Source organism: Amycolatopsis lexingtonensis (genome assembly GCF_014873755.1).
Classification (GTDB): domain Bacteria; phylum Actinomycetota; class Actinomycetes; order Mycobacteriales; family Pseudonocardiaceae; genus Amycolatopsis; species Amycolatopsis lexingtonensis.
On record NZ_JADBEG010000001.1, the window covers coordinates 10646199 to 10660386 of the forward strand.

Genomic DNA, 14188 nt, shown 5'->3' on the forward strand with positions numbered 1-14188 from the left:
GGGCCGACGGAAATTGTCGGTGGTGGGTCGTACTCTGGTCGACGTGGCTTTCGCAACCGAACACCCCGTGCTCGCCCAGTCCGACTTCCGGCCCGTCTCGGAGATCCCGCGGACCGGCGGCCGCTTCGAGGTGGTCAGTGACTACCAGCCCGCCGGTGACCAGCCGGCGGCCATCGACGAGCTCGAACGCCGGGTCAAAGCGGGCGAAAAGGACATCGTCCTGCTGGGCGCCACCGGTACCGGTAAGTCGGCGACCACGGCGTGGCTGATCGAGCGCGTCCAGCGGCCGACACTGGTGATGGCGCCGAACAAGACCCTCGCCGCGCAGCTGGCGAACGAGCTGCGCGAACTGTTCCCGCACAACGCGGTCGAGTACTTCGTCAGCTACTACGACTACTACCAGCCCGAGGCGTACATCGCGCAGACGGACACCTACATCGAGAAGGACTCCTCGATCAACGACGACGTCGAGCGGCTGCGGCACTCGGCGACGATGAACCTGCTGTCGCGGCGGGACGTCATCGTGGTCGCCAGTGTCTCGTGCATCTACGGTCTGGGCACGCCGCAGTCGTACCTCGACCGGTCGTCCAAGCTCGAGATCGGCATGCAGCTGGACCGGGACGTCTTCCTCCGCGCGCTGGTGGACGTGCAATACACGCGCAACGACATCGCGTTCGCGCGCGGCACGTTCCGCGCGCGGGGCGACACGGTCGAGATCATCCCGGCGTACGAGGAGCTGGCGATCCGCGTCGAGTTCTTCGGCGACGAGGTCGAGAAGCTCTACTACCTGCACCCGCTGACCGGTGACATCGTCAAGGAGGTCGACGAGGTCCGGATCTTCCCCGCGACGCACTACGTGGCGGGTCCGGAGCGGATGGAAAAGGCGATCCAGGGCATCGAGAAGGAGCTCGAAGAACGTCTGGCGGAGCTGGAGAAGCAGGGCAAGCTGCTGGAAGCGCAGCGGCTGCGGATGCGCACGGCCTACGACATCGAGATGATGCGCCAGGTCGGGTTCTGCTCCGGCATCGAGAACTACTCGCGCCACATCGACGGCCGCGGCGCCGGGTCGGCGCCGGCGACGCTGATCGACTACTTCCCGGACGACTTCCTGCTGGTGATCGACGAGTCGCACCAGACGGTCCCGCAGATCGGCGGCATGTACGAAGGCGACATGTCCCGGAAGCGGAACCTGGTGGAGTACGGCTTCCGCCTGCCGAGCGCGGTCGACAACCGGCCGCTGACCTGGGAGGAGTTCTCCGACCGGATCGGCCAGACGGTGTACCTGTCGGCGACGCCGGGGCCGTACGAGATGGGCCAGGCCGGCGGCGAGTTCGTCGAGCAGGTCATCCGGCCGACGGGCCTGGTCGACCCGAAGGTGGTCGTCAAGCCGACCGAGGGCCAGATCGACGACCTGGTGCACGAGATCCGCGAGCGGGCGGAGAAGGACGAGCGCGTCCTGGTCACCACGCTGACGAAGAAGATGGCCGAGGACCTGACGGACTACCTGCTGGAGCTGGGCATCCGGGTGCGCTACCTGCACTCGGAGGTCGACACGCTGCGGCGCGTCGAGCTGCTGCGGCAGCTGCGGGCGGGCGACTTCGACGTCCTGGTCGGCATCAACCTGCTGCGCGAGGGGCTCGACCTGCCCGAGGTGTCGCTGGTGGCGATCCTCGACGCGGACAAGGAAGGCTTCCTCCGCAGCGGGACGTCGCTGATCCAGACGATCGGGCGCGCGGCACGAAACGTCTCGGGCGAAGTCCACATGTACGCGGACAAGATCACCGACTCGATGCAGCACGCGATCGAGGAGACGGACCGCCGCCGCGAGAAGCAGGTCGCGTACAACAAGGAGCGCGGGGTCGACCCGCAGCCGCTGCGGAAGAAGATCGCGGACATCCTCGACCGCGTGTACAGCGAGGCCGAGGACAGCGAGCAGGTCTCGGTGGGCGGCTCGGGCCGCAACTCTTCGCGCGGCAAGAAGCCCGAGCAGGGCGACCGGGTGCGCAGCTCGGGGATGCTGGTGGACAAGGACGTCTCGGCGATGCCGCGCGCCCAGCTCGCGGACCTGATCCAGCAGATGACCGACCAGATGATGCAGGCGGCCCGCGACCTCCAGTTCGAGCTGGCGGCCCGGCTGCGCGACGAGATCTCCGACCTGAAGAAGGAGCTGAGGGGCATGGACGCGGCCGGCATCAAGTAGGCCCGGCTACGGCGGGGGGCGGAAATGGAACTCTTACACCATCATCGGTACCATTACACCATGGCGATGAACATCAAGGACGCGGAGGCTGAGCGTCTGGCGGCGGAAGTCGCGGAGTTGACGGGGGACACCAAGACCGGTGCCGTCCGGGAGGCTCTGCGGTTGCGGCGTGACGAGCTGGTGGCGCGGCGGAGTTCCGATCGTGACGGTGCGGCGTTCGTCCGGTTCCTGGAGGAGGAGATCTGGCCTCAGGTCTCCGCCGAGAACCGTGGAAAGCCGATCGGCAAAGCGGAGCGCGAAGAAATTCTCGGATACGGACCGGGTGGCGTGTGATCCTCGACAGCTCCGCCGTCATCGCGACGATCATGGGTGAGCCGATGGCGCGGGCGCTGGGAAACGCGATCGGCGCCGCGCCGGCGTGCCGCATCGGCGCGCCCACCCTCGTCGAGACCACCTTGGTCTTGGTGCACAAGGAAGGCCCGCACGGGAAGGCGTTGCTGGCCGACTTCCTGCAGCAGCGGCGGTTCGACGTGATCTCTTTCGGCGATGCGCACTGGCGCGCGGCGCAGATGGCGTTCGTGCGCTTCGGCAAAGGACGGCACCCGGCCGGGCTGAACTTCGGCGACTGCCTCACCTACGCCACCGCGTTCGTCGCGGGTGAACCGCTGCTGTGCGTCGGCGACGACTTCCCCCAGACCGACCTCGAGCTGGTGAAGCTGGAGCTGTGAACATCCAAGCCGTCGTCGCGTACTGCCTCGCGAAGCCGGGCGCGCAGGAGACCTACCCCTTCGGCGATCACGTGCTCGTCGCCAAGGTCGGCGGCAAGGGCTTCGCGTTCATCGGGCAGGACGAACCCGGCAGCGTCGGCGTGAAATGTGGTGCCACGAAAGAAGAAGCGGCCGAGCTGCGCGCCCGCCACCCGGATGCGGTGACGGTGATGGACTACCTCGGCCGCTACGGCTGGAACCGTGTTCAACTCGGCGCCGGGGTTCCGGAAGCCGAGCTGGAAGAGCTGATCGACGCGTCCTACGACTCCGTCGTCACGCGGCTGCCGAAGGCGAAACGGCCCTAGGGCGCCGGGGCGTTCTCGTCCGGTTGGAGCAGGCCGAAGACGTTGCCCTCGGTGTCCGTGCAGTACGCCAGCCAGCCGACGCCCGGAACCGGGTTCTTCGGCAGGGCCAGCGTCCCGCCCGCGTCGGTGACCGCATCGAGCGACGCGTCGAGGTCGGTCACCGCGATCGTGTTGACGAACCCGTGGACCGGCGCCGACGCCTCGGGTGCCGGGCCTTGCCGGGGCAGGAGCCCGCCGTCGATTCCATTTCCCTCGCCGGTCGAGATCACCCAGTACGGGGCTTCGCCCCAGCGTTCGAACTTCCAGCCGAACACGCTCGTGTAGAAGGCCACCGCGCGCTCGGGGTCGCCCGCGTGGATCTCGAAGTGGACGGGGCGAGGCATGCCGCCTCCTCGGGCCGGGCCGTCAGGTGCCGTGAGACTACGCCCGGCCCGCCCAAAGTCACAGCGGTGGCCGCTCCGTCAGGGTGAGGTCCGCGTCGAACTCGGGGAACCCGGCCGGTGCGCTGCGTGCCGTCAAGGCCGATGCCGCCGGAAGTCCCGCCCACCGGCGGATCGTCGCGGTCGCCGCCGCGGCTTCGGACGCGGGCAGCTGCGCGATCTTCGACCCGTGGTTGCCGCCCTGCACGTAGTACCGGTACGAGTCGCGGCTGCCGAAGCCCAGTTCGAAGGGCTCCGCGCCCCACGGGTCGTTCGAGCCGTACACGAACAGCAGCCGCGTGCCGCGGGATTTCACCCAGAAGTCGATGTCCGGCATGGCCGTGTAGTCGAAGCGGGGCAGGCGGATCGACGACGGCACGAACGTCTTCGGCTGGTCGGCGCCCGGGTAGCGGAGCAGGTCGCGGAGGTAGCTGTCGTACGCCTCGGGCGAGCCCAGCTGGACCGCCGCCTGGTAGTAGTACGGGATGTAGGGCGCCAGGTCCTGGTCGGAGTACGTGTTGAGGCTCTCCACCTTCTCGTACCAGGCGTAGACCTCCGCCGCGGGCGCGCCCGCCGCCGGGACCGTCGCGCAGTCCGCCTGTGTCTGGTACTGCCAGAAGGCGAAGTACGAGTCGATCACCGAGATCTCGAGGGACTTGTCCGCCGAGCCGACGATCGAGAACGTCAGCCCCCGCTGAGCCGCGTCGGCAGCGGCGATCGCGCCCAGCTCGTCACGCCGCTTGAGCGCGTCCCGCTGGATCGCCTTCAACGCGTCGCGGCACGCCGGGTCGTTGCCGACCCGGGACAGGAACCGGTTGTAGACGTCGACCGGGTCGATGACGTCGTTGGGGGCGACGTACGGGATCGTCGCGTCGACGTCGTCGGGGAAGAAGCGGCGGAAGTACGTCGCCGTCATGCCGCCCTTGCTGCCGCCGGTCGCCAGCCACTTGCCCGGGTAGATCGCCTTGAACGCTTGCACCGCGCGGTGCTCGTCCGCGGCGGCCTGCCAGATCGTCAGCTGCTTCGCCCAGTTTTCCGGCTCTGGCCGCGAAGGCGTGAAGTAGCGGTACTCCATCGACAGCTGGTTGCCGTTGACGATCTGGGTCGGCTCGGACCGGTTGGGGGAGCCGCTGACGTTGTAGCCGCTGGTGTAGGCGACCGTCGGGGCGGCGAAGTCGCGGTGGAGCAGGGTGAACCGCTGCTGGAACGTGCCCGCGCCGGGGTGGCGGTGGTCGGCGGGCTGGGTGTAGGTGAGCTTGAAGAACCGGTAGCCCGCCGGTGCCGGGTCCTCCGACGTGATCGTCAGGCCCGGGATCTTCTGCAGCTCGGCCTTGATGTCGGGGGCCGCCGCGGCCGCCGGGGCCAGGCCCGCCATCGCCAGCAGGACCGCGCCTGCGGTGAACAGTCTGCGCATCGAGCACCCTCCCCGGCTCACGAACTCTCCGTGGGACCCTCACAGAACCGGGCGGGGTCGGCAATCGGCTGTCCGGGCGCAGATCCGGGCAGAACCCGACTTTCGGCGGGTACGGCCGGCGGCGGGTCGGCGTCCTCGACCGTGCGCGGTCGCGGGCACCGTGCGAGTTGTCCGCGTGATCGGCCCCGCGTTACCGTCCGAAGCCGTAGGCACCGGCATCGAGCGAGGGGTCCGCCATGAAGGTTTCCGACTGTCCTACGACGCAGGTCGAAGTCCGCATCGAAGCCGGCCCGGACGAGGTCTGGTCCTGGCTGCTCGACGTCGACCTGCCGGCCCGGTTTTCGAACGAGTTCCAGGGCGGCGGCTGGGTCGAGGGCTCCGAGCCCGGCCTGGGCGCCCGGTTCCGCGGCCGCAACTCCCACCCGGTCGCCGGGGAGTGGGAGACCGTCTCGACGGTGACCGGCTACGAGCCGGGGCGGCTGTTCGCGTGGGCCGTGATGGACGTGACGAACCCCGCCGCGTCGTGGAAGTTCGAGCTCGTCCCGGACGGCGACGGCACGGTCCTGCGCCAGTGGGCCCAGATCGGCCCCGGCCCGTCCAACCTGACGACCATCATCGGCTCGATGCCCGAGCACGAGGACGAGATCGTCGCGATGCGCCTCGGCGAGCTGCAGGCCAACATGCAGAAGACCGTCGAAGGCATCAAGGCGCTCGCCGAAAGCGGTGTGCGCGCCTAACGCAGCACCCGGTCCACATAGGACTTGACGGCGGCCAGCGCCGCGGGCGAGCGCCACAGCCGCTCGACCTCGGGGTCGTCGGAGTGGCGGTACTCGGCGATCCGCTCGTGGAAGGGCTGCCGGATCTGGGCCTTGGTGTGCGCGAACGCCTCGGCCGGCAGCTCGCCGAGCCGGTCCGCGACGGCCAGCGCCCGGTCGAGCACCTGGTCCGGCGGGGCCAGCTCGTCGACCAGGCCCGCGGCCAGCGCGTCCTCGCCGCTGCGGGTTTCACCCGAGTAGGTGAGCGACGGCAGCGGCGCCGTGCCGTAGGCGCAGCGCAGGATCTCCAGCGCGGCCAGCGGGAACGGCACCCCGACCAGCAGCTCGGTCACGCCGATGGTGCCGCTGCCGAGCACGCGGTGGTCGCACGCGGCGGCGAGCACCGCACCACCGGCGACGGCGTGCCCGTTCAGCGCGGCGACGACCGGGCGCGGGCAGCCGAACACGGCCAGCAGAGCGTCCGACAGCAGCGGGAGGAACTGCGACACGTAGGCGGCGCCGCCCTCGTCGACCCGCTTGAGGTCGACGCCCGCGGAGAAGACCCGCCCGGTGCCGGTGAGCACCACCGCGCGGGCCTGTTCGACCTCCTCCAGCCGCAGCACGAGCTCGCGGCACGAGTCCGTGTCGAGGGTGTTGCCGCCGCCGTGGTCGATCCGCAGCACGGCGATGTCCTGGTGGCTCTCCAGCGTGATCGGCACGGGCCCGACCGTACCGGCTTCAGCTCGTGATGTCCTTCCGCGCGAACCGCCGCCCGGCGTACAGGAAGAACACGGTCCCGTAGATGACCGCCGACAGCATGCCGCTGGCCAGGTTCGTCCAGTCGACGTCGGTGGAGATCAGGTCCATCCACGAGAACGCGTAGTGCGTCGGCAGGTAGTTCCGGAGCCCCTCCAGCGCGGTGATCTGGTCGAGGATCTGCGACAGGATCGCCACCAGCACCGCGCCGCCGACCGCGCCGAGCGGGGCATCGGTCGACACGCTCAGCGCGAGCGCCAGGCCGGCCACCCAGGCCAGCTGCAGGATGATGTACACAGTGGACAGTGCGATGGCCAGCAGGCTGTCGCCGAAGGACACCGCGTCACCCGTCGGGCTGATCGCGTCGCCCGCGCCGTACCAGAGGATGCCGACGCCGAGGGACACCAGCGGCAGCAGCACCAGCGCGAACGCCGAGAGCAGCCCGGACACGATCGCCTTCTGCCGCAGCACCCGCTGCCGCGGCACCGGCACGGCCAGCAGGTACTTCAGGCTCGACCACGACGCCTCGCTCGCGATCGTGTCGCCGAAGAACAGCGCCACGATCATCGGCAGCAGGAACGTCCCGGACACGAACAGCGCCAGCACGACGAAGTTCGGCGCCGAAGCCGTGGCCAGGTCGACGAACCCGCCGCTGCGCCGGTTCGGGTTCGACTGCCCCAGCTCGAACGCGATCACCAGGATGAACGGCAGGATCGCGACGAACCCGAGCAGGAACTGCGTGCGCCGCCGCTTGAGCTGGCGCCGCAGCTCGACGCCGAGCCGCAGCGTCCGCCGGGCGCTGTAGCCCTCGACGGCGCCGTCCGCGCCGACGCCGGCGTGTTCGGCCGAAGCGACGTCGCTCAGTTCGTCGAGCGCGTGCGGATCGGTGTGCACACCCTCGCTCATGATTCCTCTCCGACCAGTTGCAGGAACGCGTCTTCCAGCCGGCGCCGGGGCCCGGCCTGCTCCACCGCGACGCCGGCGCGGACCAGCACGGCCACGGCTTCGGCGCGGGGCAGCCCGTCGAGATCGGCGTGCACGAGGTCGCCCTCGACGTCGACCGAGGTGACCCCGCCGTCCGCTTTGAGGGCCGCGGCGGCCGCCACCGGGTCGTCGACCCGGAACGTCGCCTCGCCGCCGGCCGCGGCCAGCTCGCCGACCTCGCCCGAGGCCACCAGCGAACCGCGGTGCATCACCACGACGTGCGTGCAGGTCTGCTCGACCTCGGCCAGCAGGTGGCTGGAGACCACCACGGTGCGGCCGGTCGCGGCGTACCGCTTCAGCACCTCGCGCATCTGGTGGATCTGGGGCGGGTCGAGCCCGTTGGTCGGTTCGTCGAGCACCATCAGCTCCGGCAGGCCGAGCATCGCCTGCGCGATCGCCAGCCGCTGCCGCATGCCCTGGCTGTAGGTCCGCACCCGGCGTTCGACGGCCGAGCCGAGCCCGGCGATCTCCAGCGCCTCCGCGAAGTGCGCCTTCTCGGCCGGCCGCCCGGTCGCGGCCCAGTACAGCTCGAGGTTCGCCCGGCCGGACAGGTGCGGCAGGAACCCGGACCCCTCGACGAACGAGCCGATCCGCGACAGCACCGGCGCGCCCGGGGCGATCTTGTGCCCGAACACGCGGATGCTGCCTTCGGTCGGCGTGATCAGGCCCATCAGCATCCGCAGCGTGGTCGTCTTGCCCGCGCCGTTCGGCCCGAGCAGGCCGAGCACCTGGCCCGGCTCGACGCGGAACGAGAGGTCCTTCACCGCGACGAACCCGCCCGCGTACTGCTTGCGCAGCCCTTCGATGACCAGCGGGGTCGTGGCCAGCTCGGGATCGACGTCGGTGGCCCGGCGGCGCCGCAGCGCCGCGAAGAGCACCACGGCCAGGCCGATCGCCAGCGTCACGCCGATGCCGACCAGCTGCCCGACCGGGGCCGGCGAGCCGACCGACGTGCCGGGCACGACCGGCACGGCCAGCGCGGTCCCGCTCGCCAGCGCGATCCGGAAGACCGCGGGCGAGGCCGGCGCGGCGAACGCCTGGTCGGTGGTGCCGACGACGAGCCGCAGCGAGTGGCCGCCTTCGATCGGGCGGACGATGCCGGGCAGCGTCACGGTGACGTCGACCGGTGTGCCGTCGGCGGGCAGCCCGCTCACCCGGAACGGCGCGATCGCGTTCGCCGGCAGCACGCGGGAGCCGTCCTGGCCGACGTCGTAGAGCTTCGCGAACAGCACCGCGTCCGGTTGCGGGTGCGCCGGGTCCGCGGCGACCCGCAGCCGCACGGTCGACGAGCCGCTGATCACGACCTGGCCGTCGAAGGCGGCGGTGGTGAACTGCGCGGCCTGGCCCGGCGGGTCGTTGCTGAACAGCGCGCCCAGCCGCGACGAGCTGCTCGCGACGCCGTTGAGGCCGGGGATCCCGCTCACCGCGGCCGGGTTCGCGCCGGCCGGGCGCACCACCGGCTGGGCGGGACCGGACATGGGCAGCAGCCGCCGCTCGGTCGCGGGGCCGGTCAGGCCGGGGTAGGTGTCGGCGGTGACCGTGCGGACCGACGGCGTCCCGTTGGCGCGCAACGTGCCCTGGACGTCGTAGCTGAAGCCGCTGCCCGGGTCGCCGCCGTTCACCGCGGTCCACAGGAAGTCGCCGATCTTGGCGCGCAGCTGCGGGCCCGGCTTGCCGCCGTCGTGGCCGCCGGTGTACCAGATCGTCTTGACCTTGCCGCCCGCCGCGGTGATCTGCCGGGCGCTGGCGTCGGACTGGTCGAGGCCGAACAGCGTGTCGCTTTCGCCCTGCACCAGCAGGGTCGGCACGGTGATCTTGCCCGTCACGGAGGCGGGGGACACGCGGCGCAGCAGGTCGACGCTCGCCTGGCTCGCCTGCCCGGTGGTGCCCAGCTCGGTGTAGGCGCGGCAGACGGCGGCGGTGAAGCGGCCGCACGGATCGGCCGGCCCGTTCTGGCGCCCGCCGCCCGCACCCTGGGGCACGGCGGGGGCCGCGGCCGCGGTGCCGGCCGCTCCGGTGGTGCCCGTGTCGGTCTCCTGCCCCGCTTCCGGGGCTTCGGCCGACGGCGACCCGCTCGCCGCGGCGCCGGAGCCCGCCGAGAAGAAGATCCCGGCCCAGCTCTTCTTGAACACGCCGTCGGTCGCGAACGCGCCGGCCGCGGGGGTGCCCGACGCCGTGAGGGCGGGCGTGGCCGCGTTCGGGACCAGGCCCTGCGCGAGGTCGTTGTAGGTGATCACCGGGGCGATCGCGTCGACGCGCTTGTCCGTGCCGGCCAGCAGCAGCGAGAGCGCGCCGCCGTAGGACGCACCGGTGACGGCGACCTTCGGGTCACCGTTCGGATCCGTCGTCACCTGATGTTGCGCGACGAGTCGGTCGATCAAGTGGCTCGCGTCGGCGACCTCGCCGTCCGGGTCGTTGAGCCCGATCTTGCCGGTGCTCTTGCCGAACCCGCGCGCGGACCACGTCATCACGACGAAGCCCTTCCGCGCGAGCTCGCGGGCGTCGTCGGCGACGCTGTTCTTGTCCCCGCCGAAGCCGTGCGCGAGCAGCACCGCGGGCGCGGGCACGGTGGCGGGCAGGTAGGTCGTCGTGTCGATCTTGACCTGCTCCGCCGAGCCGGGGGCGGCGGGCAGGTCGATCAGCGCGTCCTGCGTGGGCACCGGCGCGGGCGCGGCGGGCCGCGTGATCCAGAAGACCGCGCCGGCGGCCAGGACCACGACGACCGCGGCGAGCGCGGTGAGGCGGGCTCCGCGGGTGCGCGGGAGCGGGAATCGGGGCACGAGGAGAAACCTATTTGAGGTTTGCTGAGAGTGCTCCGCGCGGCTCACAGCGATCACACGCGCGAGACCACCTGGTGGACCGAAGTGACCGAAATTACAGGACCAACCCGGTGACGTGCGGCGTTCCGGCTGGCGTTCGGGTGGGGGTAACCGGCAGACTGGAACGGCTGTGAGGGGAGTATTCCTTCGCGGCGGTGTCGTCAGCACGGTGGCCCTAGCGCCCCCGGCACCGTCGGCCGGTGTTCCACCGGCGGGAGAGACCTCCGGTTAGTTGCTCATGCGCACTATCCGGAGGTTCTGGTTTCATGACTGTCCCCCTGTGGCTGTGGATCGCCACGATCGGCGGCCTGCTCGCGCTCATCGCGCTCGACCTGGTCATCGTCGATCGCAAGCCGCATGAAGTGACCACGGGGGAAGCCGCTCGCTGGGTGATCTTCTACGTCTCGTGCGCGGTGCTCTTCGGGGCAGGCGTGTGGATCTTCGCCGGGCACGACCCGGGCGTCGAGTTCTTCACCGGCTACATCACCGAGTACTCGCTGAGCGTCGACAACCTGTTCATCTTCATGATCATCATGGCGTCGTTCAAGGTGCCCGCCATCCACCAGCACCGCGTGCTGCTGGTCGGCATCCTCCTCGCGCTGGCCATGCGCAGCGTCTTCATCGCGATCGGCGCCGCGCTCATCGCGCAGTTCGTCTGGGTGTTCTTCCTCTTCGGCGCGATCCTGATCTGGACGGCGATCAGCATGCTGCGCGGCAAGGGCGAGGACGAGGAGTACCACGAGAACGCCGTCACCCGTCAGGTCCGCAGGTTCGCGCCGGTCACCGACGACTACCACGGGCACAAGTACACGGTGAAGCTGAACGGCAAGCGGATGATCACGCCGATGCTGCTGGTGATCGTGGCCATCGGCTCCGCGGACCTGCTGTTCGCGGTCGACTCGATCCCGGCGATCTTCGGCATCACCCAGGAGGCGTTCCTCGTCTTCACCGCCAACGCGTTCGCGCTGATGGGCCTGCGGCAGCTGTACTTCCTGCTCGGCGGGCTGGTGACGAAGCTGGTCTACCTCACCTACGGCCTCGCGGTGATCCTCGCCTTCATCGGCGCGAAGCTGTTCCTGCACGCGCTGCACGAGTACCACGTCGTGCCGGACTGGCTGGACATCAACAACTGGGTGTCCCTCGGGGTCATCATCGTGGTGCTGTCCGTGACCACGGTGGCCAGCCTGGCGAAGGCCCGGCGCGACGAGCGCAAAGAGGTCGCCGCGTAAGTCGTTCGCAGCGCTAAAGATTTCCGGTACGGTCGGGGGCGTGCGTCCTGCCGACATCGAAGACCTCGTCGTCCCCGGCCGTCCCGCCCTGCGCGGAAACCTGCTGCTCACCGCGCTGAGCAAACCCGATCTGAAGGCGGATGCCGCCCGCAGCGCGCTGCGCCGGGTGTCGCTCGACGGCGGCGAATCCGCGTGGACGCACGGTCCGCGCGACTCCGCCCCGTCGATCTCGCCCGACGGGCGCTGGGTGGCGTTCCTCCGCGCGGGGGAGGGCAAGGGCGCCGACGGCAGCCCGCAGCTGCACGTGATGCCGTCCGACGGCGGCGAGGCGCGGCGGCTGACGTCGCTGCACCTCGGGGCCGGCGAGCCGGTGTGGGCGCCGGACTCGCGGCGGATCGCGTTCACCGCCCGGGTGCCCGAGGCCGGGCGCTACGGGACCGAGGACGCCGACGGCGAGACCCCGGAGCCGGCCGCCGAGGCCCCGCGCCGGATCACCCGCATGGATTACCGGCTCGACGACGTCGGCTTCGTGCGCGACCGCGTGCAGCGGCTGTTCGTCGTCGACGCGGCCGAGCCCGCCGAGGCGCCCGAGCCGCTGACCGGCGCCGGGTTCGACGCGAGCCACCCGGTCTGGACGCCCGACGGCACGCGCGTCGTCTTCGTCGCGCCGCCGGAGTGGGGCGCGGCCGAGAGCGACTTCCGCGACGTCTGCGCGATCTCCGCCGAGGGTGGCGAGCCTGAAGTTCTCGTGCGCGGCGAAGGGTTCTGCGAGCGTCCGGCGTTCGGCGCGGACGGTACGTTGTTCTACTTCGGACAGTCCTTTGCGGAGCACCGCGAAGCCGCGATGACCGGCCTGTACGCGGCGACGCCCGAGTTCGGCGCCGGCCCGGTCAAGGCCCGCCGGCTGACCGACATCGAAACGGTGGACTGCGAAGCCTCGGCGGGCGCCCCGGCCCCGCGCGGCGCCGACGTGCTCGTGGCCGTCCGCAACCGCGGCGCGGTGGAGCTGCGCGCGGTCTCCGTCGACGCCGCGGACGCGCCACTGGCCGACCTGGCGGTGGTCTACGCCGACCGCACGGCGCTGCGGTCGTTCTCGTACGACGGCTCGGTGCTGGCGGCGGTGATCGCGACGCCGTCGACCGCCGGGGAGGTCGTGCTCCTGGGCGACGGCGAGCCGCGCGTGCTGACCGACTACTCGAAGCCGTTGCGGGACAAGGGCATCCGGCCGATGATCGAGCTGGAGACGACCGCGCCGGACGGCTACCCGGTGCACGGCTGGCTGGTGCTGCCCGAGGGCGAAGGCCCGCACCCGGTGCTGCGCGTGATCCACGGCGGCCCGTTCACCCAGCAGGAGTGGGCGGTGTTCGACGAGGCCCAGGTGTACGCGGCGGCGGGCTACGCGGTGGTCGTCGGCAACCCCCGCGGTTCGGCGGGCTACGGCCAGACGCACGGCCACGCGATCACGCACGGCTTCGGCACGGTCGACGTCGACGACGTCCTGGCCCTGCTCGACAAGGCGTTGGAGCGCCCGGACCTGGACGCCTCCCGCGTCGGCGTCATGGGTGGTTCGTACGGCGGCTTCATGACGAGCTGGCTGGCCGCCCACCACGGCGGCCGCTTCAAGGCGGCGTGGAGCGAGCGCGCGGTCAACGCGTGGGACTCGATGGTCGGCAGCTCGGACATCGGCTACTTCTTCGTCGACGCGTACATCGGGTCCGACCCCGAGGTGCAGCGCGACCGGTCGCCGCTTTCGTACGCCGACCGCATCGAGATCCCGTTCGCGGTGGTGCATTCGGAGCAGGACTGGCGCTGCCCGCTGGAGCAGGCGGAGCGGATGTTCGTGGCGCTGCGGCGGGCGGGCGCGCCGGCGGAGATGCTGCTGTTCCCGGGCGAGGGCCACGAGCTGACCCGGTCGGGCCGGCCGCGGCACCGGGTGCAGCGCTTCGAGGCGGTCCTGGAGTGGTGGGCCCGGCACCTGTGAGTGTTATGGCATGACGCCGAGTTGTTTGAGGATCACGGCGACGCGGTCGGTACCCCGATGAGGAAGCTGGTGCGAGGTCACGCTCAGCGTATCGAAGGCCGCAGGCAGAGCAGTGTCGATCCGTTGCCGGTACCCTTCGTCGACAACTCGCACGTCGTCGGCAGCGATGGGCTGAGCGATGTCCGGCCTCGCCCAGAAGACGAAGTCATAGGTCGGTTGCCAGCTACGCGCCAAGCCGAGCAAGGTGGCTTCCGGGTCCGGATGCCCCGGGGTGTGCACGAGTATGTCGGGCGGCCCGCCGTCGCAGAGGACGACCCGGAGGCCCGGCCGCGACACCAGCTCGCTTTCCTCCCTGATCAGGTCGCCCATCAACCACCGAGCTGTATCGACGTCCTGGTGCAGGTCCAGGGACAGGGGACAGTGGCGAGCTGGTTCGAGCCTGACGACCGACGGGACACCGCGGTGTTCCAGCGCTTCGTGCAGCAGGCTCAACGTGGATGTCTTGCCGGTTGAGAAGCTCCCGCTGAGGAGCACCTTGGTCACGCCGTCGATCTTCATC

Annotated in this window: 13 protein-coding genes; 7 read left to right on the plus strand and 6 right to left on the minus strand. The window is 70.7% G+C overall.

Features of this window, described 5'->3' with window-relative positions:
- The first annotated feature begins 43 nt into the window (after window positions 1-43).
- From uvrB to H4696_RS49205, 4 genes are read left to right on the plus strand one after another with little or no spacing between them, the layout of a single operon-like run.
- Window positions 44-2200 carry an excinuclease ABC subunit UvrB gene (uvrB, locus tag H4696_RS49190; protein WP_169735029.1) on the plus strand — a complete coding sequence of 719 codons (2157 nt, stop codon included), beginning with the start codon at window positions 44-46 and terminating at the stop codon, window positions 2198-2200.
- 60 nt (window positions 2201-2260) lie between these two features.
- Window positions 2261-2533, plus strand: coding sequence for a type II toxin-antitoxin system VapB family antitoxin (locus H4696_RS49195; protein WP_086861689.1), 273 nt, complete (start codon window positions 2261-2263; stop codon window positions 2531-2533).
- Window positions 2530-2928: a type II toxin-antitoxin system VapC family toxin gene (locus H4696_RS49200; RefSeq protein WP_086861690.1), complete on the plus strand. Its 399-nt coding sequence runs from the start codon at window positions 2530-2532 to the stop codon at window positions 2926-2928. Before H4696_RS49195 ends, H4696_RS49200 begins: the two co-directional genes overlap by 4 nt.
- Entirely contained in the window at window positions 2925-3272 is a 348-nt protein-coding gene (locus H4696_RS49205; protein ID WP_086861691.1) for an MmcQ/YjbR family DNA-binding protein, read from the plus strand. Before H4696_RS49200 ends, H4696_RS49205 begins: the two co-directional genes overlap by 4 nt.
- On the opposite strand, the gene H4696_RS49210 is transcribed toward H4696_RS49205, so the two are convergent.
- Window positions 3269-3655, minus strand: coding sequence for a VOC family protein (locus H4696_RS49210; protein ID WP_086861692.1), 387 nt, complete (start codon window positions 3653-3655; stop codon window positions 3269-3271). The genes H4696_RS49205 and H4696_RS49210 overlap by 4 nt on opposite strands.
- 58 nt (window positions 3656-3713) lie before the next feature.
- Window positions 3714-5105, minus strand: coding sequence for a S28 family serine protease (locus H4696_RS49215; RefSeq protein ID WP_086861693.1), 1392 nt, complete (start codon window positions 5103-5105; stop codon window positions 3714-3716).
- 236 nt (window positions 5106-5341) lie between these two features.
- Here H4696_RS49215 and H4696_RS49220 point away from each other — a divergent pair, with 236 nt between their 5' ends.
- Window positions 5342-5842: an SRPBCC family protein gene (locus H4696_RS49220; protein ID WP_086861694.1), complete on the plus strand. Its 501-nt coding sequence runs from the start codon at window positions 5342-5344 to the stop codon at window positions 5840-5842.
- Here H4696_RS49220 and H4696_RS49225 read toward each other — a convergent pair.
- From H4696_RS49225 to H4696_RS49235, 3 genes are read right to left on the minus strand one after another with little or no spacing between them, the layout of a single operon-like run.
- Window positions 5839-6579 (minus strand): enoyl-CoA hydratase/isomerase family protein, encoded by a 741-nt coding sequence (locus H4696_RS49225; RefSeq protein ID WP_086861695.1) that lies wholly within the window; start codon window positions 6577-6579, stop codon window positions 5839-5841. The two genes, H4696_RS49220 and H4696_RS49225, sit on opposite strands and share 4 nt — an antisense overlap.
- Before the next feature lie 19 nt (window positions 6580-6598).
- Window positions 6599-7522, minus strand: a complete 924-nt coding sequence (locus H4696_RS49230) for an ABC transporter permease (protein ID WP_169735030.1) — start codon at window positions 7520-7522, stop codon at window positions 6599-6601.
- On the minus strand, window positions 7519-10380 hold the full coding sequence (locus tag H4696_RS49235; RefSeq protein WP_086861696.1) for an alpha/beta fold hydrolase: 2862 nt from the start codon (window positions 10378-10380) through the stop codon (window positions 7519-7521). The genes H4696_RS49230 and H4696_RS49235 overlap by 4 nt, the downstream gene beginning before the upstream one ends.
- Before the next feature lie 305 nt (window positions 10381-10685).
- Here H4696_RS49235 and H4696_RS49240 point away from each other — a divergent pair, with 305 nt between their 5' ends.
- On the plus strand, window positions 10686-11648 hold the full coding sequence (locus H4696_RS49240) for a TerC family protein (protein ID WP_086861697.1): 963 nt from the start codon (window positions 10686-10688) through the stop codon (window positions 11646-11648).
- Window positions 11649-11688: 40 nt separating this feature from the next.
- Complete coding sequence (locus H4696_RS49245; protein WP_086861698.1) at window positions 11689-13629, plus strand: S9 family peptidase; 1941 nt, start codon at window positions 11689-11691, stop codon at window positions 13627-13629.
- Window positions 13630-13632: 3 nt separating this feature from the next.
- Here the strand turns inward: H4696_RS49245 and H4696_RS49250 are convergent, their stop codons facing one another.
- Entirely contained in the window at window positions 13633-14187 is a 555-nt protein-coding gene (locus H4696_RS49250; RefSeq protein ID WP_158104333.1) for an ATP/GTP-binding protein, read from the minus strand.
- Window position 14188 lies beyond the last annotated feature (1 nt).